This window comes from Marivita sp. (genome assembly GCF_051251565.1).
GTDB lineage: Bacteria > Pseudomonadota > Alphaproteobacteria > Rhodobacterales > Rhodobacteraceae > Marivita.
This window is the reverse complement of record NZ_JBPOFB010000010.1, coordinates 32110-52993: the sequence shown is the minus strand read 5'-3', so window position 1 is coordinate 52993 and position 20884 is coordinate 32110. Positions and strand designations below refer to the sequence as shown.

Below are 20884 nucleotides of genomic sequence, written 5' to 3'. Positions count from 1 at the left end.
TTACTCCGCAGGGGTGGCAACAAGGGACGGGGTGTCGGCTTGTCCGCGCAGGCGCGCCTCGTGCCGGGCTTGCCATTCGTTGGTTTCGTCAACGTCCTGAAACGGGCCCTTGCGGATGTATTTCACCATCAGGCTCACCTCGATCACGAAAAGTACGGAGTAGAAGATCAGGAACCCGGCAAGCGTAATCAGCAGATCGGCAATGCTCAGGTGCGAGGCGCTGAGCGCTGTGGGCAACACGCCGTCCACGGTCCAGGGCTGGCGGCCAAACTCGGCTACGAACCAGCCCAGTTCAGCCGCGATCCATGGCGTTGGGATGATGGCAACAGCGGCATAAAGCGACCAGCGTGGGAACTGCATGTTCCGAAACGAGGCGCGATAGAAGAAATACGCCATCACCGCGATAAAGCTAAAGCCAAGCGCCACCATGATGCGGAAGGCCCAGAACAGGGGCGCCACACCGGGCACCGTGTCGTCAGCCGCCATCTTGATCTGCGCCTCGGTCGCATCGCGGGGATCATCCACATACCGTTTAAGCAGAAGCGCATAGCCAAGGTTCTCAGAGTGCGCCTCAAAGGTGTCACGCACAGTTTGCGGGGTCGCATCACGCTGTTCACGGATCGACATCAGCGCATCATAAGCAATGAGACCGTCGCGGATTTTGACCTCGGATTCAGCTACGAGATCATTGATGCCGGGGATTTCCGTGGTCAGGCTGCGGGTGCCGATCAGCCCCATGGCCCACGGGATTTCCACTGCATAGTGGGTCTCGCGCGCCGCTTGGTCGGGAAAGCCGATTGCGGTGAAGGGGGCAGGTGCGTCATGGGTTTCCCACATTGCCTCGATCGCAGCGAGCTTCATCTTTTGCGTGTGGCTGGCGGAATACCCTGACTCGTCGCCCAGAACGACAACGGATAGCGCAGCGGCAAGGCCAAAGGCAGATGCGACGGCAATCGACCGGCGGGCCAGATCCTTGTGCTTGTTCTGGATCAGGTAGAGCGCGGACACACCGAGTACGAAGACCGAGGCGGTCACATAGCCTGCCGAGACGGTGTGCACGAATTTGGCCTGCGCCACCTCGTTAAACAGAACATCAAAGAACGATGTCATTTCCATACGCATCGTGTCGGGGTTGAATTCGGCGCCAACCGGGTTCTGCATCCAGCCATTGGCGATCAGAATCCACAGCGCCGAGAAATTCGACCCGATGGCAACGAGCCAGGCCACCACCATGTGCTGTACCTTGCTCAGCTTGTCCCAACCGAAGAAGAAGAGGCCAACAAACGTCGCTTCAAGGAAGAAGGCCATCAGGCCCTCAATGGCCAGCGGCGCACCGAAGATGTCGCCAACGTAGTGGCTGTAATAGCTCCAGTTCATGCCGAACTGGAATTCCATCGTGATCCCTGTGGCGACGCCCAGCACAAAGTTGATGCCGAACAGCGTGCCCCAGAACTTTGTCATCTGCCGCCAGATCGGGCGGTTGGTCATGACATATACGGTTTCCATGATCGCCACGAGGATCGACAGACCCAGTGTCAGCGGCACGAAGAGAAAGTGATACATGGCTGTCAGCGCGAATTGCATGCGTGACAGCTCGACCAGTCCGATCTCCATTGGGGGACTCCTTAATGCGTTAAATTAGCATCCATGATGCGAATTAACGGAGTCATATGCTAATTTAGATATGTGTTATTTGATCTGTGTCAAAAATTGCGAGCTTGGGTGCGGTTTATTTTGCCGGTTGTAGGGCAGGGGCTCTGACCGGGACAAGCCGGTCGGCAAACGCCGTTTCTTCAGCGCGGTGGGCTGCCATCAGAATTGCTGCATCCGGCAAGACACCTCGTATCCCATTCAGAACCCGTATCGCCAGCCCCGCGTCCAATCCTTCGGTTGGTTCGTCCAGCAGCAGCAAACGTGGTTTGCGCAACAGCGCGCGCGCGATCACCAAGCGGCGTGCTTCACCCCCTGACAGTCCCGCGCCACGGAAGCCAAGACGCAGGTCCAACCCGCCTTTGGCATCAACAGTTTCGCCAAGCTGAGCGGCGTCAAGGACGGACCAAAGCTCTGAATCGGATGCCGTTGGCGCGGCAAGACGGAGGTTCTCTGCAATCGTTCCTGCGACCAAGGCATGGCGTTGCGGGACCATCGCAACCAGTTGCATCAGCCTGTCGGGCGCGATGTCCCGTGGTGCTGTTCCGCCAAAGGCAATATCCCCGCTATGTGGGGCGATCTGTCCTGCTGCCATCAGCAACACCGTTGATTTCCCGCACCCGCTGCGCCCGGTGAGCGCCACGGTTTCGCCCGCTGACACAGAAAAGCTCAGGGGTTCAAACAACGATGCCCCCCCCGTACCACGGGTGGCTTCAAGGGTGGTGGCCGCAAGCGCCGCCTTTGTCGTTTGCGGCGGGTCCGCGTCCTGCATCGGATCGGTCTGGGCCAACAATGGGCTTACCCGTGTGGCGGCTGACCTCATCCGGCCAATTTCGGACAAGGCGCGGCGCACTGGCGAAACCGCTTCAGACAGGGCCAGCCCCGCAAAGACACCGATCGCAGCTTGCGCGGCGGTGATGCTTCCTGATTGAGCGAGCGTTGCGCCAAGCCCAAAACAGGCAGACACGACCAGCCATCCCATGACCTCAAGCCAAAAGCCGGTCTGACGCTCGATCTGTTCGACCTCGGCCTGTCCACGCGATTGGTAGCCCACAGCCTTGGTGATGCTGTCCGCAGTGTTGCGCATCTGCCCAAAGGCAATCAGGTCTTCGCGGACCGCGATCAGGTCGATCACCCGGCTGCGCAAGGATTGCATCCCGGCCTCGGCCCGACGCGCGGGGCGCTTGGCCTGCCTTTGGCCGACCAAAAAGATGGCGGTTGGGCCGATCCCGTATCCGACAAGGATCACCATTGCGAGCGATGGATGAACCAGCAGTCCGACGACCATTGCGGACACCCCGATAACACCCGCCCCAGTAAGAGCAGGGAGCACAAGTCGCAACGCCATTCCATCAAGCGCGTCGACATCTGCTGTGACGCGGTTGAGAAAGACACTCGCACGGAGGCGTTCAAGCTGTCGGTAGGGCGATGTCAGAACGCCGCCCAAAAGCTGGACACGCAGACGCGACAAGGCGCGCAAGGTTGCGTCATGTGTGGTCAACCGCTCGCCGTAGCGCGCAACCGTACGACCCAGGGCCAGAAACCTCACAAGGGCCGACGGTGCAAAGACGTTGAAAACTGCGCCCAGTCCAACCATGCCCGCTGCGGCGGCTGCGGTTATGAACCAGCCCGAAAGCGCCAATAGGGCCACACCCATGACAAGCACTGTAGAGGACAGGGCCAATCCCTGCGCAAAGCCTTGTTTTTCGCCCCGCATCAGAAAAATCATTATTTTTCCAATGGATTTCATGGTGTTGCCTTTAGCGTGATGTGATGGTGCATGCGCGCAATCAGGCGTGGGTCATGCGTTGCGACGATCACGGTTCCGCCATCTGCAACATAGGCCATCAACCCGTCTATAATTGTCTGCGCGGTGTCGGTGTCCAGATCAGCCGTAGGTTCATCTGCGAGGATCATCGCCGGGTGCCGCTGCATCGCCCGTGCCAGCATCACCCGCCGCGCCTCACCACCAGACAGGCCAGCACCAGCTTCACCAAGCGGCGTCAGATCGCGGGCCGGAAGGGTGGGCAGGATCGCGGTGACACAGGCTCTGTCAAGACCCCGCTGATCAAGAGGTGCGCCAAATCCGATGTTGTGGCGCAGCGACCGCCCCATAAACCGAGGCGCCTGTGGCATCCATCCAACCATCGCGCGCCATGCATCGGCGGTGTCTTCCGACAAACGGGCGTCTCCTGTGCGGATCGTGCCGGTTGTTGGCTCTGCCAGCCCCGCAAGCAGGCGCAGCAGCGTTGTCTTTCCGGCGCCGCTTGGGCCGGTCACTGCAACGCTGCTGCCGGGCGGGATGTCCAGATCGGGTAAGCCCAGAACGCGCATGTCCCTTTCGACCGTCAGCCCACGCGCGCTTAGGCCTTTGAACACCAGCGGCGTCGCATTTTCCCCCAATCCCAGCAAAGGTGGACGCGGGTCTTGGCGCCACTTTTCGACATCCTCCATCACCGCATCGGCAGAGGATTTATCGTGCCAAGCAGCGGCCAGATCGCGCAACGGGGCGAAGAAATCAGGGGCAAGTAGCAAGATGTAAATCCCGGCGGCGGGGGTCAGTGGGGTGCCCCAAACCCCCCAAGTGATATCCCCCAGCAGGGAAAACCCAACCCAAACAGCGATCATCGCCACGCCCAAAGCCGAGAAAAACTCCAACACGGTTGAGGACAGAAAGGCGATCCGAAGAACCGCCATCGTGCGATGCCGAAGTTGTTCTGACGCGTCTGCGAACCCTTCGATCACCGGGGCACCAGCCCCGATCAGTTTCAGATCGGACAAGGCCGCCAGCCGGTCGGCCAACAGATCATTCAGCGATCCGATCTCGGCCATTTGGCGGCTGCTGGCCTCTTTTGCGGCCCATCCCACCAGTGCCATGAAGACCGGGATCAGCGGGCCTGCTGCCAGAAGAACCACCGCCGCGGCCCAACTGAACCACGCCGTAAGGGCAAGGATGATCAAAGGCAGCACCATGACCCGCATCCGGGCGGGTTTGTAGCGCAAGAGATAAGGGCGCAATAAGTCGAGCTTTTCGGTGATCAGAGCCGCCACTGACCCAGCCCCGCCAAAGTGTGACGGATCTGCTGTGGTTGTCTCGCACGAAACGATTTGGGCGCGCAGGGTTTGTATACGTGCTTCGGCTTCTGCACCAAGTGCCGCGTGTGCCGCTTTGTTCAAGAGGCTGCGCGCGGTGCCAAGGGCCAGCAAACCCAGTGCCAACCCCCAAGCCGAAAAGATCACCCCGTTCAAGAGCGCGGCCAAACCCCACGCGATACCCCATGCTTGCAACAGCCAGACCAGACTGGCGGCAACCGACAGCATTGCTCCAAAATGCTGAGCGGCAGGGGCAACGGTGTCAGAAATACTTAGGTGGGTCATGCCTGTGCTCGTGGTGGCCATGACGCCTGCTACGGCAAAATCGAAGGCTTGAACGTGATCTGGATCAAGGAATTCGGCATCTCTGATGTGAAATATACGGCAAAAGCCAAAGGAACGCAGATGCGATTGACAACACGAACAAACCTAGCCGCGCGCACCTTGATGTTTTGCGCGGTGAACGAAGGGCGCTTGGTGCGGACGTCTGACATCGCAGAGCGGTGCAATGCGTCGATCAATCATGTTGCCCGCGTCGTGCAGCGGCTTCAGGTCGAAGGCTATCTTGAAACGCTCAGGGGACGGTCCGGCGGAATCCGTCTGGCCCGGCCATCTGACCGGATTTCAATCGGAGCGGTGTTTCGCGTCTTCGAGACAGAAATTCCCTTTGCGGAATGTTTTGACGAGGTGCGCAACACCTGTCCCTTGGCCGCAACCTGCCGTTTGCGATCGTTCATCATCCGCGCGCTCGAGGCGTTTTATCATGAACTTGATCTTGTCACACTGGATGACCTCGTACGTGGAAACTGCGGAATGACGGATTTGCTGGCCCTGAAACCCGCACTGTCGGCGGAGTGTTCGTCCCGGCGCTTTGACGCCTGAGGATGCTATGCATGGCTCGCCCACTCAGGTGCGCGTCTGGTTGATCTGGGGCAGGTGGATCGCGTCTTCCTTGGTAAGCTGGCTGATCTTGATTTTTCAGCGCACAAGCCAGCCGCGCCTGACGGTCGCGGTGCCCGACGACCAAGATGACTGTTCACGCACCGCAGGATTTCGGCGTTCTTGTTGGCAACATCAAGACACTTGGACGGGCTGTGGATGCAGTTCCTACAAACATGTCCGACGAGGGCGGACTTTGCGGCCGTGATCGTGTTTTCGCGCTTTGTTGTGAGATGTCATTGATCTTCAGGCATGCGCCGATCTTGAGCGGAGCCTTTCGGGTGTCTCCTTGGGTCTGGGATCAGACTGTAGGTTGCAATCGCGCAGCAAAGACAAACGGCCATTACAGAAAAGGACCACCAGCCACCAAATGTCTGCGTGATCCATGCAAAGACAAAGGGCGCAGAGGCGTTCAGACCCAATTGGATGAATGCGATCCAGCCCAGCCGCGCGCCATAGCCGTCCGGTCCGAACAGGGCCAAGGGCAGCGTGCCGCGGGCGATGGTTTTGATCCCGTCACCCATGCCGTAAAGCGCCGCTGCCAGCATCAGCCCCGGCAAGGTGAACCCAAGCACCAGCAACACGCTGAACCCCGCCAGCATCAACCCGAGGCTCAGCGCGTAGGTCATTAGTGGGTAGAGGTTGCGGCTGACCAGCATCTCAAGAAACCGGCCCACGGTTTTGAACGGTCCGATCACCGCACCCGCCAGAGCCGCCATCGCCGCCGAGTGGCCCAGATCCTGCACATTGGTCACCCAAAGCGTCATCACCGCGCCCATCAGGTATCCCGAGAACACGAACGAGATCACCATCCAGATCATGCCGCTTTGCCGTTGCGGGCCGGTCAGTGCCGGCCAGTTAGGGGGCGCGCGGCGGGGTGTGCGGTTTGGGGATGTCGCGGCGCGGCGCAAAGCAAAGAAATGGATCGGGGTGCAGGATATCAGCAACACAATGCCGAGCACGATCCATGTGGTCTGCCAGCCAAGCGCGGTATAAAGCGCCAGTGTCAGGGGCCAGAAGATCGTAGAGGCCACACCTCCGAACAGGGTGATGATCGAAATCGACTTTTGCGCCGGTATGTCCAGATCAAGCCGCGCCACAGACGCAAACGCGACATTGTACAAAACGAACATGCCTGCGCCTTCGGCAACCAGAATGGCAATGAACAACCCGAATGTGCTCTGGACTGTGCTCAACGAAAGGACGGCCAGCGCCGCGACGACCGACCCCAAGGTCATGACCCAGCGCCCCCCGTACCGATCGACCAGTTTTCCGGCAACGGGGGCCAGCATGCCGCCAAAGAACAATCCCAGCGACAGGATGCCAAACGCGCCAGAGAGGCTTAGTCCGAGATCTTGTGCCATATGCGGCAGCAGGATTGCATACGCGTACATCAAGGTGCCGTAGCCGATGACCTGGCTCATCCCAAGCCCGATGGCTGGCAGGTGGTCGCGGGTGATCATCCGGCAGGCCACCCGCTATCGGCTGGACGGCCCAACACCCACGTGCCTTGAACCGCCGGGGGCCGGGCGGCGGGACAGTCCAGCAAAACAAGATCGGCGCGTTTGCCCAGCGCGATGTCGGCACGATCTGTCGGGTTTATGGCACTGGCCGTTTCTGCGACTTGTTCGATGGCAGCGGGCACACCCCGGCGCCGTTCCCGGGCACGCCCAAAGAGCGCAACATGGTCGTCCGCAAATGTCATGGTCGTGTCGTCTATTCCGTCAGGTATAAAAACGGACGCGCCTTGGAAGGTGGTGGCGGTCATAGGTTCCTCGTGGTTATACAGTGCGTGCATCGGGCTGGGGAAATGTCGATCTCCGGTGCACGGCTGGGCATGGGACGTTGCCAAAGGTCAGGCGACACGCGCACCCCGGCTCCAGACACCGCGCAGCAATGGTGTCTGCCCAACGGTCCTGACCCGGATCACATCGCCGCGCAGCCCTTCTTCCAGCCGACCGCGATCCGACAAACCGACTGCCTTGGCCGGGGTTTGGGTCACGCAGGCAATGGCTGCGGGCAGGTTATCCCAAATTTCGGCCAGCTGGAACGCGGACATCAGCAATGCGGCCGGGACATAGTCAGATGACAGGATGTTGAGCATCTGGGCATGGGCCAGTTCCCACGCGGCCACGTTGCCGGAATGCGACCCTCCGCGAATGAGGTTGGGTGCGCCCATCATTACCGCGATCCCGTGCGCGCGGCATGCGGCAGCGGCTTCGCGGGTTGTCGGGAATTCGGCAAAGTCCACACCGTTCGCAGCCGATGCCGCGACCTGATCGGCTGTGGTGTCGTCGTGGCTGGCAATAACGGCCCCGTAGCGCTGTGCCTCACGCACCGCGCCTTTTTCGTGAACGGCCCCGTATTTCGTCTGCAACTGCTTAAGGTTTTCGACATGCTCGACGAAATCCGCGTCGTTCATACCGCGTTTTTTCGCTACGTAATTCTTGAGCGCCGTCAAATCGCGGAACTGTCGCTGTCCGGGCGTGTGGTCCATCAAGCTGACAATGCCAACCCGATCCTTGGGGCCAAACGCAGCCATTTCCTCAAGCAATGTCTCCGAGCAGATCTCGGCCCGCAGGTGCAGGAAATGGCTGATCTTGAAATGCCCTGCCGCGCGGGCGTCCAGCAATTCATCAGCCAGTTTACGGGCGTATTCGCCATAACCAGATTTTGCACTGTGGATCGACCCCACGCGCAGCGCGTCAAACACCGTGGTGATGCCCGTAGATGCCAGCTCTGCATCATGGGCCAGCAACGCCGGAAGATGCGGCCAATCCACCTTTGGGCGCGGTTCGATATGCCGCTCCAGATTGTCGGTATGCAGTTCCACCAGACCGGGCATGACATAGTCACCCTTGCAGTCCACCGCGCCGCTGGGCACCCGGTCACCTTCGACAATGGCGACAATCCGACCGTCGATGATCATGATATGGCCAGTCATGACGCGGTCGGACAGGACAAGGCGGGCATTGGCAAGATGCAGCACCTCTGACATGGAACCGTCATGTGCCTCTGCCAAATGGGTCGAAATGAAAGGAGAGTTCATGTCATTCACTCGTTTTGCGATCTATTACGTGCCCGCCGAAGGGGCTTTGGCCGATTTCGGGGCCACGTGGCTGGGATGGGATCTGTCGGCTGCTCGGCCTTCCCGTCAGCCTGATGTGCCCGGTCTTGATGACGTGACGATGACACCGCGAAAATATGGATTTCACGGGACGTTGAAACCGCCCTTCCGTTTGGCAGAGGGCAGTACCCTCGACAGTCTGAACACCGCCGTGGCGGACATGGCGCAGCGCTGTGCGCCCGCTCAGAGCGAGGGGCTCGCGCTGACCGCGCTGGGGCGCTTTCTTGCGCTGACCCCTGTGGGCGACACGTCCGGCATTTCGCGGGTTGCCGCAACGTGCGTCGAGACGTTGGACGTCTTCCGCGCCCCGCCAGACATGGCCGAGCTGGCCCGCCGCCGCAAATCGCGCCTGTCTGCGAAGCAGGACGCGCTGTTGCTTCGTTGGGGATATCCGTATGTGATGGACGAATTCCGGTTTCATCTGACGCTGACAGGGCGCGTGCTTGTCGAAGACACTGACCACTGGCTCCAAACCGTGCAAGCGCACATGCCGTCCCTTCCAGCGCCCTTTGCTCTGGATGCGGTCGCATTGGTTGGAGAACGGCCAGATGGACGGTTTGAACTGATCCACCGTTACGCCCTCACGGGCTGAAGCGCGGCAAGTGCCTGCGTGACGGTGTCTTCGAGAGCGCCGTCATTGGTGACGGTCACGACGTTCAGGCCTGAGGGCAGCGCCTTATCCGCCTGCGCCAGGCGGGCGGCGATCTCGGCCTCGGTTTCGCGGCCGCGTCCGGCAAGTCGGTGGGCCAGCGTGGCGGGTGAGGCGGTGATGTTGAGGACAATGAGGTCTGGGAAAAGTGATCTGGCCTGTATCAACGCGCTGCGCGAGAAGTTGGCAAGGCAGTCTTTGCCGCCTTTCACGTCTGTAAGGACATCCGCCGGGATGCCATATGACAGTCCATGCGCCGACCAATACACACAGAACGCACGCTTCTGTGCGGCGGCGTCGAAAGCGTCTTGCGTCACGGCGGTGTAATCCTCGCCGCCCAATCCGGGCGCGCGGGTGATAGTGCGGCGCACAAGGCGCATATCCGGGCGTGCGGCGATCATGCCGTCCATCACGCTGTCCTTGCCAACGCCGGACGGCCCAACCACTGCGATAAGGCGGCCCCCCGTCATGCCGCGCGTGCCGGGGTAAAGTGGCTGACATCGATTTCGCGGGTGCATACACGGGCGCGTGCTGCCTCGTCATGGAAGATACCGATGATCGCCGCCCCGCGCGCCTTGGCCTCTTCGATCAGGGACAGCACAACGTCGCGGTTTACTGCGTCTAGGCTGGCTGTTGGTTCATCCAGCAGCATTGCAGGGTAAGGGTGGGCAAATCCGCGTGCGATGTTCACGCGTTGCTGTTCGCCGCCCGAGAACGTGGTGGGGGACAAAGACCAAAGCCGCTCGGGGATGTTGAGCCGCGCCAAAAGCTCTGACGCCCGCGCGCGCGCCGCGTCGCCGTTGACGCCAACAGCGCGCAAAGGGTCAGCCACCACGTCGAGTGTCGGCACGCGTGGCACGACCCGCAGGAATTGACTGACATATCCCAGCACCTCGCGGCGGATCTGAATGATCTGGCGGGGTTCGGATTGCACAAGGTCCACGCCGCCGACCCGGATCGCCCCGGATTGCGCGCGGTAATTGCCGTAGATCATGCGCATCAGCGTTGATTTTCCGGCACCCGACGCGCCGGTCAGCGCCACACATTCGCCAGCGGCGACATGCAAGCTGACATCGTTCAGCACTTCGATCACCGCGCTGCCCTGATTGTGCAGGGTGAAGGTCTTGGATACGTTGGAAAGGTCGATCATGGTCTCACACCTGCAAAACAGAGCTGACAAGAAGTTGGGTATAGGCATGCTGCGGGTCGTCGAGCACCTGGTCGGTCAAACCCGCTTCGACCACATGCCCGTCCTTCATCACCATCAGGCGGTCGGCCAAAAGGCGCACCACGGCAAGGTCGTGGGTGACGATGATGGCCGACAACCCCATGTCGCGCACCAATCCGCGCAAGAGGTCAAGCAACCGCGCCTGTACGCTGACATCCAGCCCGCCGGTGGGTTCGTCCATGAACACAAGGCGCGGGTCGGTGACAAGATTGCGGGCGATCTGCAAGCGCTGCTGCATGCCGCCAGAGAACGTGGTGGGTCGGTCGTCCACGCGGCTTGCGTCAATCTCGACCCGGCCAAGCCAATCCACCGCAGTCTCGCGTATGTCGCCATAGTTCCGCGCGCCGACAGCCATAAGCCGCTCGCCGACATTGCCGCCTGCACTGACGCCCATCCGCAACCCGTCGCGGGCATGCTGGTGGACAAAGGCCCAATCGGTGCGCGACAGCATTCGGCGCTCGGGTTCGCTCATTGTGAGCGTGTCGCGGGGTCCGTGGCCGCGGGTGTCGAACACAACCGCGCCTGCGTCGGGCGCAAGATGCCCAGCCATACAATTGAGCAACGTGGACTTGCCCGACCCGCTTTCCCCGACAATGCCCATGACTTCCCCGGGATAGAGGTCGAAAGTCACGTCGGCACAGCCGATATGCGCGCCGTAGCGTTTGGTGATGTTCTGGACAGAGAGAAGAGGGGTCATGCCGCGTCCTTTCCACGATGTCCGGCCAATTGCCGCCCTTCGCAGTAATCGGTGTCCGAACAGACGAACATCCGTCCGCCCGCGTCATCGACGATCACCTCGTCCAGATAGCTGTCCGCAGCCCCGCACATGCCGCAAGGGTGATCCGCCTTGGACGCTTCGAACGGGTGATCTTCGAAATCGAGGCTGACAACCTGCGTATAGGGCGGCAGCGCATAGATGCGCTGTTCGCGGCCTGCACCAAAGAGCTGGATCGCGGGGCAATCGCCCAGCTTTGGATTGTCGAATTTCGGGATCGGGGACGGATCCATAACGTATCGTGCTTCGACCTTGACCGGGTAGGCATAGGACGTGGCGATATGCCCGTGGCGCGCGATATCCTCGTAAAGCCTCACATGCATCAGCCCGTATTCTTCGAGGCTGTGCATCTTGCGGGTCTCGCTTTCGCGCGGTTCCAGAAACCGCAGCGGTTCGGGGATCGGCACCTGGTAGACAAGGATCTGGCCTTCGGACAACGGCACCTCGGGGATGCGGTGCCGGGTCTGGATCACGGTCGCGTCGGTGGTCGCCGTGGTGGTGGCAACGCCTGCCGTGCGTTCGAAAAACGTACGGATCGAAACGGCATTGGTGGTATCATCCGCGCCTTGGTCAATGACCTTGAACCGGTCCTCGGGCGTCAGCACAGCGGCAGATACCTGAACGCCCCCCGTGCCCCAGCCATAGGGCATCGGCATTTCGCGGCTGGCAAAAGGCACCTGATAGCCGGGGATCGCCAGCCCCTTGAGGATGGCCCGTCGGATCATCCGTTTGGTCTGTTCGTCGAGATACGCAAAGTTGTAGTCGGAAGTGGGTGTCACAAGACTGTCTCACTGCTGTGGTTAATCCGGGTCACAGAGTCGATGGTCGCAACTCCGGGGGTCTTATGGGTGCGTTGATGATTGAAGTGCTGGCCGGACTTGGCCTTGCCCTTGCCGCGTGGTTGCTGCTGGAACCTGTTCTGTTCCGTGTCTTGCCGCGGCTTGAACGGGTGCTGCCAAGCGATGTGATCGGGCCAGATGGCTGGTTTGCAGACACGTCCAACCAAAGCGGTATCTTTGATTTGCCGCTCAAACGCCGGCAGGGCTGAAACGGCACCGCGCGCGGGGGCAGCGTTGGGGCGGATCATAGCACAGCTCTGTCGATCAGCGCAGCGGCCAACGCTGCGGGAGAGGTGAAGTGGATACCGTCCATTCCGACTGCCCTTGCGCCGTCGATATTGTGCAACCCGTCATCGATAAAGATGCAGTCTTGCGGGGACACCCCGGCACGATCGCACAACAGGTGAAAGATACGCGGGTCCGGTTTCATCACGCCTTCACGGCCTGACACAACCAGCGTTTCGAACACATCGCCAAGCCGGGGATGTACCTTGAGGCCCTCGGGCCATGTTTCCGCAGACCAATTGGTGATCGCATGGACAGGTGTGCCTTGCGCCTTGAGCCGGTCAAGAATGTCCCATGTGCCCGAGATCGGATCAACAACCGTGCGGGTATAAAGCGCAACATAATCGCTGAACCGTGCGCGGTCTTCTGGATCGGCGATCTCGCGCGCAAGATCGGCAAATCGCTCGCCACCATCAGCCCGCGCGTTCAGGGCTTTGAACCCTGTGCGGTCGATAAAGGCATGGGCCGCCTCGACAGAACCAAGCTGGTCTTGCCACGCCAAGTGCGGCTGCCAGTCGATCAGCACCCCACCGATGTCGAAGACGACGTGTCTTTGTATCATTCTGCGGCCTCCTGATGTTGCGAGACCTCGGCCTCGCGGCGCAGCTTGCGCACCAGTTCAAGCTCGGACTGGAAGTCGACGTAATGCGGCAGTTTGATATGTTCGAGGAACCCCGTCGCCTGAATGTTGTCAGCATGATACAGCACGAATTCCGCGTCCTGCGCCGGAGCACCGACATTGTCCTCTCCCAGCTCTTCCCAGCGCAATGCGCGGTCGACCAAGGCCATGGAGATGGCCTTGCGTTCGGTCTGGCCAAACACCAGCCCATAGCCGCGCGTGAATTGTGGGGGCTCGGTTTTTGACCCTTTGAACTGGTTTACGGTTTCGCATTCGGTCAGGGTGACCTCGCCGATCTCGATGGCGAACCCTAGCTCGGGGATGTCCATTTCGACCGGAACGGTTCCAATGCGCAACTCGCCGACAAACGCGTGGTTGCGCGCATAGCCGCGTTGGGTCGAATAAGCCATCGAGAGAGTGAAGCCTTCATCCGCGCGGGTCAGGGCTTGCAGACGCAGGGCGCGATCAGCGGGCATTTCCAATGGCTCTCGCGTCAGATCCGGCGGGGGCGTATCATCATGTGGCGCGTCTTCGATCAGCCCCTCGCGGTTCAGAAACCCGGTCACATGCGGCACAGGGCCGGGGTCGGCCTTTTTGCTTGGCGCGATCGCGGTGTCGCCCTCTGCGGCCAGTTTGAAATCCAAAAGCCGGTGGGTGTAGTCAAATGTGGGTCCAAGAACCTGCCCGCCCGGCAAATCCTTGAACGTTGCCGAGATACGGCGGTCGCAGGCCATGATGCCCGTGTCCACCGGACGCGATGCGCCGAACCGCGGCAGCGTGGTGCGGTAGGCGCGGATCAGAAATATCGCTTCGATCAGATCGCCGCGCGCCTGCTTGATCGCAAGCGCCGCCAAATCGGGGTCATAAAGCGACCCTTCGGCCATCACCCGGTTTACGGCAAGGGCCAGTTGTTCGCGGATTTGCGCGACCGACAGTTCGGGCACTGCGGTGTCGCCGCGCCGTTCTTCGGCCATCCAGGCATGGGCGTTCTGAATGGCGCGTTCACCGCCTTTGACTGCGACATACATATCAGCGCACCTTGGTCGAGCGTGGCAGCGCCGCGATGCGGACGCCGCTGGTGAAAAAGAAATCCAGACCCAGCGGGAAAAGTGCTGCGTTGTCCTGAAATGCCTGTGTCTCGGGAAGGGAGAGTGCCGCGGTGTCGCGGATGCCGGGGCCGGTCAGAGTTGCGCCCTCTGTGCGAAGATACGAACATTCGACAATCAGCGTCGCAGATCTGTCCGGGTATTCCGATGTGCCAACAGGGTAGACCGACAACGGGCCAAGAGCTTCCCAAGTCCCCAACGCGAACATACAATCCTTTGGTCCCACCAACGGTGCGCCGGTGTGAAATGCCACCCACGCGCGCACAGCATCGCAATCGGCATCTCCGGCTAGGTAAAGTGGCGTTTCGGTGTCACACAGCGTCAAAAGCGCGGCCCCCGCAGCAGGTGACAGCGGGGCTGGGGGGGCAGCCCCGGCCAAGGACCAAAGCGTTCCGGGCCGGGCCATCGCCTCCATGATCGCGCGAAAAACATGGGCAGACGCGGTCGCCGGATCGGCAAACCCACCTTCAAGCATTTGCGCCTGCATCAGTCTTCCCCCCGCACCATCGTGAAAAAATCGACCTTAGTTGCGGCTGCTTTTTCCGCTCTTTGCGTTCGGCGGCTGTCTTGGTCCTGCGCCAGCGGGCCCAGCACCTTGGCGCGCAGATCATCAGCTGCATCGGTCTGCATCAATGCATCCACCAGCGCCGCCGCTTCGGCGTCGGTCTTGCTGCGGCCTTTGATATAGGCATGCCCCACTGCGCCATCAGACAGGGTCAGCGCACAGCGTGTTACGGTCATTTCGCCAAGGTTGAACGGCGCGCCAGTTCCGCCTGCGCGCCCACGCACCATGACGCTGCCAATTTCGGGTGCGCGCAGCCATGTAAAGCCCGGTCGGGGCAGTGCTGCATCCAGCAAACTGGCGATGCGGCCCTCGGGGGCCTTGGCCATCAAGCCCATCAAGGCCTTGCGGTCGTTATTTGGATCGATTGCGTCTTTCATCTCGACAACTTTGCCACTTTCTATACAACTAGACATATCATATCAGATTGCTTGGTTTGGGACAGTGGAGATTTGTGAAATTTGAGTAACAATGCAGCCCCCCCGCGGTCCCGCACGCCGGTTTGGCAAGCGATCGCCACAACCCTCCGGTCAGACATATCCGAAGGGCGGTACAGCCCCGGAGACAAGTTGCCGACCGAGGCCCAACTGGCCGCCCGGTTCGGGGTCAACCGTCACACCGTGCGCCATGCGCTGTCGCACCTGGTGGAAGGGGGGCTGGTGCGCACCCGGCGCGGGGCTGGGGCGTTTGTTGCTGCCACACCAACCGAGTATCCCATCGGAGAACGTGTCCGGTTTCACGAAAACCTGCTTGCGGCAGGGCGCAGGCCGGACAAGCAGATCCTTGGCGTCGAATGTCGCGCAGCCACAACCGCAGAGGCTCGTGCACTCTGGATCGATTTGGGCGCATCGGTGTGCGTCTACCACGGGCTGTCGCTGGCCGATGACGCACCGATTGCGCTCTTTGAGAGCGTGTTTCCGTTGGACCGGACTGCCGGGATCGACCAACATCTGGCTGAGACCAGCAGCGTCACCGAAGCCTTGGCCCGATCCGGGGTAGCCGACTACACGCGCGCTTCAACGCGGCTGACGGCTGTTCTGGCCGATGTCACGCAAGCGCTGCACCTGCATCTGCGCGAGGGTGATCCGTTGTTGCGCGCGACCAGTGTCAATGTCGACGCGGCAGGCCAGCCAGTTGAATACGGGCGCACGTGGTTTGCCGGGGACCGGGTTACACTGACGCTCGAGCACTAACCCCCGAACCGCTCCAGAAACGCTTCGGCACTCAGCGACCGGAAATCGTCAAGCGCCATACGCAGCGCGTCGTGTGGCCAGTCCCACCACGCCAGTGCAATCAGGCGCGTGGCGATCTCGGGCGGTTGACGGTCGCGCAAGGGGCGGGCGGGCGTGCCGGCGACGATAGTGTAGGGGGCCACGTCCTTGGTGACGACAGACCCGCTGGCCACCACAGCCCCGTGGCCCAGTGTGACCTCGGGCTTGATCATCGCGCCGTGGCCGATCCAGGTATCATGGCCGATCACCGTGCGGCGGGACTTGCGATGGTTTAGGAACTCGGCGTCCGGGCGGGCATCGTCCCAATAGTCCTGCGACCGATACAGGAAGTGGTGGCAGGCTGCCGTGCCCAGCGGATGGTCCGTGGCACCAATCCGCACAAAGCTGGCGATATTGGCGAACTTGCCCACATCCGCATTGGCGATGTCGCCGTAGCGGTCGCAATAGCTGTAATCGCCGATATGGCTATTGCTCACCCGACTGCCCATGCCGATCTCGGTATAGGCCCCGAAACTGCTGTCGGTCAGGGTGCACCCCTCGTGAACAAACGGTGCATCATGGATCAGGCGCGCCATATCAGTCCTTGCGCCCGATCAGCTTGCCGCGCAGCCAGCCTGAAAACCAGTCCATCGCAATGACCATCAGGATCACAAGCACGATGTAGTAGGACACCTCTTCCCAGTCTTTCTGGGTCTGGATGGCCTGGGTGATCAATAGACCGATGCCGCCACCAGTGATGGCCCCGATAATTGTGGCAGAGCGTGTGTTGGATTCAAGAAAGTAGAGTATCTGACTGAGCAAGATCGGCATAATCTGTGGGATCACCCCAAAGCGATACCGTTGCAGCGGCTTGGCCCCGGTCGAGGCAACACCTTCGATCTGTTTGTCGTCCACGTTTTCCAGCGCTTCAGAGAAAAGCTTGCCGAAACCGCCGCTGTCGGTGATCAGAATGGCCAGCGCCCCTGTCAGAGGACCGGGACCAAATGCGCGGGACAACACGATGGTCCAGATCAGCGCATCCACACCGCGCACGAAGTCGAACAAACGTCGCGTGATCTGACGGGCCACCCGAAACGGGGTAAAGTTCTTGGCGGCGACAAAGGCCAAGGGCAGGGCGATCATCGCGGCGCCCATTGTGCCAAGAAAAGCCATGAGGATGGTTTCACCAAGCGCCCACACCACGTCCTTGTGACGCCACATGGCATTGTTCCAGAAATCCTGAACCGCCCCTTCGATATTGCCTCGTGTTGCATCCAGTTGCGGACCGAACACGATCTGGAAGGCGGATGTGTTGTGGTAGGGACTGTCGAGTGTGAACCAGAACAGCTCCCAACCAAAGAAATAGCGGAACACTTCGGTCTTTGACCGTGTCATCGTCACGCGGCCTGCTTCGGTGCGGATATCCAGCCGCGCCTTGGAATAGCTGATCCATTCGGGCAGATCGGCTTGGGGCAGCGACAGTGTCACGCCATCCGCAGCCGTCACTTGTGCGGTGATTTCGCCGAAGGTGGGATGCAGGTAGACGGCACTGTTGTCCGGGCCAAAAAGAACCCGGTGTCCGTCGGGCAGATCGATCACGGCCCCGCCACTGGTCATTTCGACCCAATCGGGCGTTGTGCCGTCGGGATAGGCCCCTTTGCGTTCGCCTTCCTTGGCGACGGTGATCTTATCCGATCGGTTGTCACGGGTGACCTGTGTTTTGTAGCTGTAGCTGTCCGATACCAGCGTCGCCGCATTATCGAGCCGTACCCGGTCTGCAAGGCCCGGTACGTCAAAGGCGAAGAACACATAAACCAGATAAACAAGGATTGCTCCGGGGATGCTGAAATTCTTAAGCCGTTTGCGCGCAAAGATTCGGTCGGCCTCATCTTTGAGTGTGGAGAGGGGCAGGGCAGCGGTTGCAGTGCTCATGTCAGTGGCCTCCGGTGCCGATCAAGCGATTGCGAAAATGGGACGAGACCTGATCAACCACCACAATGGTCGCAAAGAGCAGGATGAAGATTGCTGCCGCTTCGTCAAACCGGCCTTGGCCCCACGTCATCGAGTTGCGCAGCTCGTAGCCGATTCCGCCCGCACCCACGAAGCCAAGGATGGCCGAGGCGCGAATGTTGACCTCAAGCCGCAGCAGCGCATAGGACAGGTAATTCGGTGCGACCTGCGGTACCACGCCCAGTGTCATGCGCTGCATCCAGTTCGCGCCCACCGAGGCCAAGCCTTCGATTGGTTTGAGGTCTGCGTTCTCGTTGACCTCGGAATAGAGCTTGCCCATTGCTCCGGCAGTATGCAGGGCAATAGCGATCATTGCAGGCACCGGTCCGCCGCCCATCATGAAGATAAGCACCAGCGCGATCACGATCTCGGGGACAGCGCGCAGCACGTCAGACAGGCGCCGGAACACCGGGATGAGCAAAGGCCATTTTGCAAGGCCGCGTGTGGACATCAGCGACAGCGCCAACCCGGCCAAGACACCAATCAGGGTGGCGACGGCGGCGATGTTGAGTGTCTCGATAAGCGCTGGAAGATACTTGACCATCAAGCCCGGTAGATTGGCGCGTTTTTCCCATGCCTCTGACAGCACACCGGCCGGAAAATCCAACATTTGATGCCATCCGTCCCAGAACCCGCCCGCATTGCGCGCGTCGGCGACGTAAAAGCCTGAAACCATCAGCAGGATGAACACGGCGATGGCAATACCGCTATACAAGCGCTTCTGGCGTGTCAGAACCATGTAATGGGACTGGATGTCGCCCACAGCAGATTGTGGGTTTTGAAGAATGGCGTCGGTCATGCAGGAGCCTTTTCTGGCGCGTTTACCCGCCCCCAAGTTAGACCGGAGGCGGGCAGGTTTGACCGGACCGTGTGCTATCACCCGGTCCGGTCATCTGTGTCTAGGCTCAGTTGTTGACCTGCGCCTGACGGACCGCGATGATGGTTTCGTATGCGTCGTGGCCGATCGGCGCAAAGCCAGCGGTTTCACCAGCCGCGACACCGTAAGCGCAGGTTTCGTCGGTCTCGTGCAGCTTGGACACCATGTCGACCATCTTGGCTTTGACGTCGTCCGGCATCGCCTTGCGCAGAACCACCGGGCCTTCCGGGATCGGCTTGGACTTCCAGATTTCGACAAGCTCGTTCATGTCGACGAGGCCCGCATCCACGGCACGACGCAGGGCGCCGGAATTGTAGCCGTCTTCCCAATTGCCCAGGCCGTCAGCCCAGGTCACGCCACCGTCGATGTCGCCGTTGAACACGGCAACGATGGTCTGCTCGTGACCACCGGTAAAGGTCACATCGCCAAAGTAGTCGCCAGCTTCCATGGTTGCGCCGGTCGCCTGCGGGATTTCGACGGACGGGATCAGGTAACCCGAGGTGGAGTTCGGATCGCCAAAGCCAAACACCTTGCCCTGCATGTCTTCAAGCGACGTTATACCGCTGTCAGCGCGGGCAAAGCCGATGGAATGATACGAGAACGATCCATCGAGGTTGGTTTTCACCAAAACAGGCTCGACTGCGTCGGCGTCTTCAAGATAGATCGCGGCATAAGAGGATGCGCCCAGCCATGCCATGTCAAGCGAACCACCCAGCAGGCCCTGGATCACGCCGTTATAGTCGGCAGGGGCGAACAGGCGGGTCGGGACGCCAAGCAGCTCTTCGGTATAGGCGCGCAGGCATTCGTTGTTGTTCAAACGGTCCTGAGCGTTCTCGCCGCCCAGAAGGCCGATGCGGAATTCGCTGATCTCTTGGGCGAACGCCCCGGTGCTGAGGGCTGTGGATGCGGCAAGGGCAAGTGCGATGGTCTTTTTCATCTGTCTCTCCATAGGATACGATACGGGATTGGTCCCGCCGGGGCGGGGTGGAAACTGGCTCAGGCCGGAACAGGCTCTGCGGTGGCCCTGTCCAGTGTTTCGATGGCAGTCGAGGTTGCGGCTTCCGAGAAATCGGCCCCCGCGCCATAGATGTCGCGGGCGACACCCGTTGTCAGTTGATCGGGCCGCCCGTCGAACACGATGCGCCCGTCACGCATGCCGATCACCCGGTCGCAATAGCGCCGTGCCGTGTCCAGCGTGTGCAGGTTTGCAATGACCATCCGCCCGTCTTCTTCGTGAATACGGCGCAGCGCATCCATCACGATCTGGGCATTCATCGGATCAAGCGACGCAATCGGTTCGTCGGCAAGGATAATACTGGGATCCTGCATCAACGCCCGCGCAATCGCCACGCGCTGCTGCTGTCCGCCTGAAAGCGCCTCGGCGCGCTTTGGCGCTTGTTCTGCGATACCCAAACGGTCGAGGATCTCGATCGCCTTGTGGATGTCGTCCTGTGGATAGAGGTTGAACATGGTCGCAAGCGTGGACCGGCGGTTCAATGTGCCATGCAGCACGTTTGAAACCACATCCATGCGCGGCACGAGGTTGAACTGTTGGAAGATCATCGCGCAGCGCGACTGCCATTGGCGTCGGGCCGCTCCCTTGAGGGTCGTGATCTCGGCCCCGTCAAACAGAATGTGCCCATCGCTGGCATCGCTTAGCCGGTTGAGCATGCGCAACAGCGTTGACTTGCCTGCACCTGATCGCCCGATGATGCCGATCATCATGGGCTTGTCGACGTGAAATGTCGCTGAATCAACAGCGATCTTGTCGCCAAACCGTTTGGTCAGTGCCTTGAGTTCGAGCATTGTATCCCCCTGTGCTGAGGGGCGGATACGGGCTGACTGCGACGCCATCACGACAGTTTTGACTCGGGTTTGCGAAGAAAAAGAAACGGTTTTGTAAAAGGCCGTGGC

23 protein-coding genes are annotated in these 20884 nt (G+C 60.6%); 4 read left to right on the top strand and 19 right to left on the bottom strand.

Translation table 11 applies throughout. The features are described from left to right. From ACSHXH_RS13540 to ACSHXH_RS13530, 3 genes are all read right to left on the bottom strand, one after another. On the bottom strand, window positions 1-1614 hold the full coding sequence (locus ACSHXH_RS13540) for a cytochrome ubiquinol oxidase subunit I (protein WP_435672337.1): 1614 nt from the start codon (window positions 1612-1614) through the stop codon (window positions 1-3). 115 nt (window positions 1615-1729) lie between these two features. Next, complete coding sequence (locus ACSHXH_RS13535; RefSeq protein WP_435672336.1) at window positions 1730-3379, bottom strand: amino acid ABC transporter ATP-binding/permease protein; 1650 nt, start codon at window positions 3377-3379, stop codon at window positions 1730-1732. A gap of 17 nt (window positions 3380-3396) precedes the next feature. Continuing rightward, window positions 3397-5049 (bottom strand): ABC transporter ATP-binding protein/permease, encoded by a 1653-nt coding sequence (locus ACSHXH_RS13530; RefSeq protein WP_435672335.1) that lies wholly within the window; start codon window positions 5047-5049, stop codon window positions 3397-3399. Here ACSHXH_RS13530 and ACSHXH_RS13525 point away from each other — a divergent pair. Then, window positions 5020-5625: an RrF2 family transcriptional regulator gene (locus ACSHXH_RS13525; RefSeq protein ID WP_435672334.1), complete on the top strand. Its 606-nt coding sequence runs from the start codon at window positions 5020-5022 to the stop codon at window positions 5623-5625. The two genes, ACSHXH_RS13530 and ACSHXH_RS13525, sit on opposite strands and share 30 nt — an antisense overlap. Window positions 5626-5918: 293 nt before the next feature. Here the strand turns inward: ACSHXH_RS13525 and ACSHXH_RS13520 are convergent, their stop codons facing one another. From ACSHXH_RS13520 to ACSHXH_RS13510, 3 genes are all read right to left on the bottom strand, one after another. Next, entirely contained in the window at window positions 5919-7145 is a 1227-nt protein-coding gene (locus ACSHXH_RS13520) for an MFS transporter (protein WP_435672333.1), read from the bottom strand. Next, window positions 7142-7450, bottom strand: a complete 309-nt coding sequence (locus ACSHXH_RS13515; RefSeq protein WP_435672332.1) for a hypothetical protein — start codon at window positions 7448-7450, stop codon at window positions 7142-7144. Before ACSHXH_RS13515 ends, ACSHXH_RS13520 begins: the two co-directional genes overlap by 4 nt. A gap of 87 nt (window positions 7451-7537) precedes the next feature. Further along, window positions 7538-8680, bottom strand: a complete 1143-nt coding sequence (locus tag ACSHXH_RS13510) for an alpha-D-ribose 1-methylphosphonate 5-triphosphate diphosphatase (protein ID WP_435672386.1) — start codon at window positions 8678-8680, stop codon at window positions 7538-7540. A gap of 49 nt (window positions 8681-8729) precedes the next feature. Here ACSHXH_RS13510 and ACSHXH_RS13505 point away from each other — a divergent pair, with 49 nt between their 5' ends. Next, complete coding sequence (locus tag ACSHXH_RS13505) at window positions 8730-9401, top strand: DUF1045 domain-containing protein (RefSeq protein WP_435672331.1); 672 nt, start codon at window positions 8730-8732, stop codon at window positions 9399-9401. Here the strand turns inward: ACSHXH_RS13505 and phnN are convergent. The 4 genes from phnN to ACSHXH_RS13485 are packed head-to-tail and all read right to left on the bottom strand — an operon-like array spanning window position 9383 to window position 12240. Further along, window positions 9383-9928, bottom strand: a complete 546-nt coding sequence (gene phnN, locus ACSHXH_RS13500) for a phosphonate metabolism protein/1,5-bisphosphokinase (PRPP-forming) PhnN (protein WP_435672330.1) — start codon at window positions 9926-9928, stop codon at window positions 9383-9385. The two genes, ACSHXH_RS13505 and phnN, sit on opposite strands and share 19 nt — an antisense overlap. Then, the gene (gene phnL / locus ACSHXH_RS13495) at window positions 9925-10608 is read right to left on the bottom strand and encodes a phosphonate C-P lyase system protein PhnL (RefSeq protein ID WP_435672329.1); all 684 of its coding nucleotides are present in this window, start codon (window positions 10606-10608) and stop codon (window positions 9925-9927) included. The genes phnN and phnL overlap by 4 nt, the downstream gene beginning before the upstream one ends. Before the next feature lie 4 nt (window positions 10609-10612). Beyond that, on the bottom strand, window positions 10613-11383 hold the full coding sequence (gene phnK, locus ACSHXH_RS13490) for a phosphonate C-P lyase system protein PhnK (RefSeq protein ID WP_435672328.1): 771 nt from the start codon (window positions 11381-11383) through the stop codon (window positions 10613-10615). Then, complete coding sequence (locus ACSHXH_RS13485; protein ID WP_435672327.1) at window positions 11380-12240, bottom strand: alpha-D-ribose 1-methylphosphonate 5-phosphate C-P-lyase PhnJ; 861 nt, start codon at window positions 12238-12240, stop codon at window positions 11380-11382. The genes phnK and ACSHXH_RS13485 overlap by 4 nt, the downstream gene beginning before the upstream one ends. Before the next feature lie 77 nt (window positions 12241-12317). Between ACSHXH_RS13485 and ACSHXH_RS13480 the strand changes: the two genes are divergently transcribed. After that, window positions 12318-12509, top strand: a complete 192-nt coding sequence (locus tag ACSHXH_RS13480; protein ID WP_435672326.1) for a hypothetical protein — start codon at window positions 12318-12320, stop codon at window positions 12507-12509. Window positions 12510-12544: 35 nt separating this feature from the next. Here ACSHXH_RS13480 and ACSHXH_RS13475 read toward each other — a convergent pair whose 3' ends face one another. Genes ACSHXH_RS13475 through phnG form a run of 4 tightly spaced genes read right to left on the bottom strand, consistent with a single transcriptional unit; the run spans window position 12545 to window position 15252 of the window. Beyond that, the gene (locus ACSHXH_RS13475; RefSeq protein ID WP_435672325.1) at window positions 12545-13147 is read right to left on the bottom strand and encodes an HAD family hydrolase; all 603 of its coding nucleotides are present in this window, start codon (window positions 13145-13147) and stop codon (window positions 12545-12547) included. Beyond that, window positions 13144-14232, bottom strand: a complete 1089-nt coding sequence (locus tag ACSHXH_RS13470; RefSeq protein WP_435672324.1) for a carbon-phosphorus lyase complex subunit PhnI — start codon at window positions 14230-14232, stop codon at window positions 13144-13146. Before ACSHXH_RS13470 ends, ACSHXH_RS13475 begins: the two co-directional genes overlap by 4 nt. A gap of 1 nt (window position 14233) precedes the next feature. Further along, on the bottom strand, window positions 14234-14797 hold the full coding sequence (gene phnH, locus ACSHXH_RS13465; protein WP_435672323.1) for a phosphonate C-P lyase system protein PhnH: 564 nt from the start codon (window positions 14795-14797) through the stop codon (window positions 14234-14236). Beyond that, complete coding sequence (phnG, locus tag ACSHXH_RS13460; protein WP_435672322.1) at window positions 14797-15252, bottom strand: phosphonate C-P lyase system protein PhnG; 456 nt, start codon at window positions 15250-15252, stop codon at window positions 14797-14799. The genes phnH and phnG overlap by 1 nt, the downstream gene beginning before the upstream one ends. 81 nt (window positions 15253-15333) lie before the next feature. Between phnG and phnF the strand changes: the two genes are divergently transcribed. Continuing rightward, on the top strand, window positions 15334-16065 hold the full coding sequence (phnF, locus tag ACSHXH_RS13455; protein WP_435672321.1) for a phosphonate metabolism transcriptional regulator PhnF: 732 nt from the start codon (window positions 15334-15336) through the stop codon (window positions 16063-16065). On the opposite strand, the gene ACSHXH_RS13450 is transcribed toward phnF, so the two are convergent. From ACSHXH_RS13450 to phnC, 5 genes are all read right to left on the bottom strand, one after another. After that, window positions 16062-16679 (bottom strand): chloramphenicol acetyltransferase, encoded by a 618-nt coding sequence (locus tag ACSHXH_RS13450; protein WP_435672320.1) that lies wholly within the window; start codon window positions 16677-16679, stop codon window positions 16062-16064. The genes phnF and ACSHXH_RS13450 overlap by 4 nt on opposite strands. A 1-nt stretch (window position 16680) precedes the next feature. Then, complete coding sequence (gene phnE, locus ACSHXH_RS13445; protein WP_435672319.1) at window positions 16681-18015, bottom strand: phosphonate ABC transporter, permease protein PhnE; 1335 nt, start codon at window positions 18013-18015, stop codon at window positions 16681-16683. 1 nt (window position 18016) lies between these two features. Further along, window positions 18017-18892 (bottom strand): phosphonate ABC transporter, permease protein PhnE, encoded by an 876-nt coding sequence (phnE, locus tag ACSHXH_RS13440; protein WP_435672318.1) that lies wholly within the window; start codon window positions 18890-18892, stop codon window positions 18017-18019. Window positions 18893-18998: 106 nt separating this feature from the next. Further along, window positions 18999-19907 (bottom strand): phosphonate ABC transporter substrate-binding protein, encoded by a 909-nt coding sequence (gene phnD, locus ACSHXH_RS13435; protein ID WP_435672317.1) that lies wholly within the window; start codon window positions 19905-19907, stop codon window positions 18999-19001. A 59-nt stretch (window positions 19908-19966) separates the two neighbouring features. Then, window positions 19967-20776 carry a phosphonate ABC transporter ATP-binding protein gene (phnC, locus tag ACSHXH_RS13430; protein WP_435672385.1) on the bottom strand — a complete coding sequence of 270 codons (810 nt, stop codon included), beginning with the start codon at window positions 20774-20776 and terminating at the stop codon, window positions 19967-19969. Between the last annotated feature and the right edge of the window lie 108 nt (window positions 20777-20884).

What these genes read in the sequence shown, in the direction of transcription:
- ACSHXH_RS13540 (WP_435672337.1), bottom strand. Translation starts at nt 1,614, where the DNA reads ATGGAGATCGGACTGGTCGAGCTGTCACGCATGCAATTCGCGCTGACA.
- ACSHXH_RS13535 (WP_435672336.1), bottom strand. Translation starts at nt 3,379, where the DNA reads ATGATTTTTCTGATGCGGGGCGAAAAACAAGGCTTTGCGCAGGGATTG.
- ACSHXH_RS13530 (WP_435672335.1), bottom strand. Translation starts at nt 5,049, where the DNA reads ATGGCCACCACGAGCACAGGCATGACCCACCTAAGTATTTCTGACACC.
- ACSHXH_RS13520 (WP_435672333.1), bottom strand. Translation starts at nt 7,145, where the DNA reads ATGATCACCCGCGACCACCTGCCAGCCATCGGGCTTGGGATGAGCCAG.
- ACSHXH_RS13515 (WP_435672332.1), bottom strand. Translation starts at nt 7,450, where the DNA reads ATGACCGCCACCACCTTCCAAGGCGCGTCCGTTTTTATACCTGACGGA.
- ACSHXH_RS13510 (WP_435672386.1), bottom strand. Translation starts at nt 8,680, where the DNA reads ATGTCAGAGGTGCTGCATCTTGCCAATGCCCGCCTTGTCCTGTCCGAC.
- ACSHXH_RS13505 (WP_435672331.1), top strand. Translation starts at nt 8,730, where the DNA reads ATGTCATTCACTCGTTTTGCGATCTATTACGTGCCCGCCGAAGGGGCT.
- phnN (WP_435672330.1), bottom strand. Translation starts at nt 9,928, where the DNA reads ATGACGGGGGGCCGCCTTATCGCAGTGGTTGGGCCGTCCGGCGTTGGC.
- phnL (WP_435672329.1), bottom strand. Translation starts at nt 10,608, where the DNA reads ATGATCGACCTTTCCAACGTATCCAAGACCTTCACCCTGCACAATCAG.
- phnK (WP_435672328.1), bottom strand. Translation starts at nt 11,383, where the DNA reads ATGACCCCTCTTCTCTCTGTCCAGAACATCACCAAACGCTACGGCGCG.
- ACSHXH_RS13480 (WP_435672326.1), top strand. Translation starts at nt 12,318, where the DNA reads ATGATTGAAGTGCTGGCCGGACTTGGCCTTGCCCTTGCCGCGTGGTTG.
- ACSHXH_RS13475 (WP_435672325.1), bottom strand. Translation starts at nt 13,147, where the DNA reads ATGATACAAAGACACGTCGTCTTCGACATCGGTGGGGTGCTGATCGAC.
- ACSHXH_RS13470 (WP_435672324.1), bottom strand. Translation starts at nt 14,232, where the DNA reads ATGTATGTCGCAGTCAAAGGCGGTGAACGCGCCATTCAGAACGCCCAT.
- phnH (WP_435672323.1), bottom strand. Translation starts at nt 14,797, where the DNA reads ATGCAGGCGCAAATGCTTGAAGGTGGGTTTGCCGATCCGGCGACCGCG.
- phnG (WP_435672322.1), bottom strand. Translation starts at nt 15,252, where the DNA reads ATGAAAGACGCAATCGATCCAAATAACGACCGCAAGGCCTTGATGGGC.
- ACSHXH_RS13450 (WP_435672320.1), bottom strand. Translation starts at nt 16,679, where the DNA reads ATGGCGCGCCTGATCCATGATGCACCGTTTGTTCACGAGGGGTGCACC.
- phnE (WP_435672319.1), bottom strand. Translation starts at nt 18,015, where the DNA reads ATGAGCACTGCAACCGCTGCCCTGCCCCTCTCCACACTCAAAGATGAG.
- phnE (WP_435672318.1), bottom strand. Translation starts at nt 18,892, where the DNA reads ATGACCGACGCCATTCTTCAAAACCCACAATCTGCTGTGGGCGACATC.
- phnD (WP_435672317.1), bottom strand. Translation starts at nt 19,907, where the DNA reads ATGAAAAAGACCATCGCACTTGCCCTTGCCGCATCCACAGCCCTCAGC.
- phnC (WP_435672385.1), bottom strand. Translation starts at nt 20,776, where the DNA reads ATGCTCGAACTCAAGGCACTGACCAAACGGTTTGGCGACAAGATCGCT.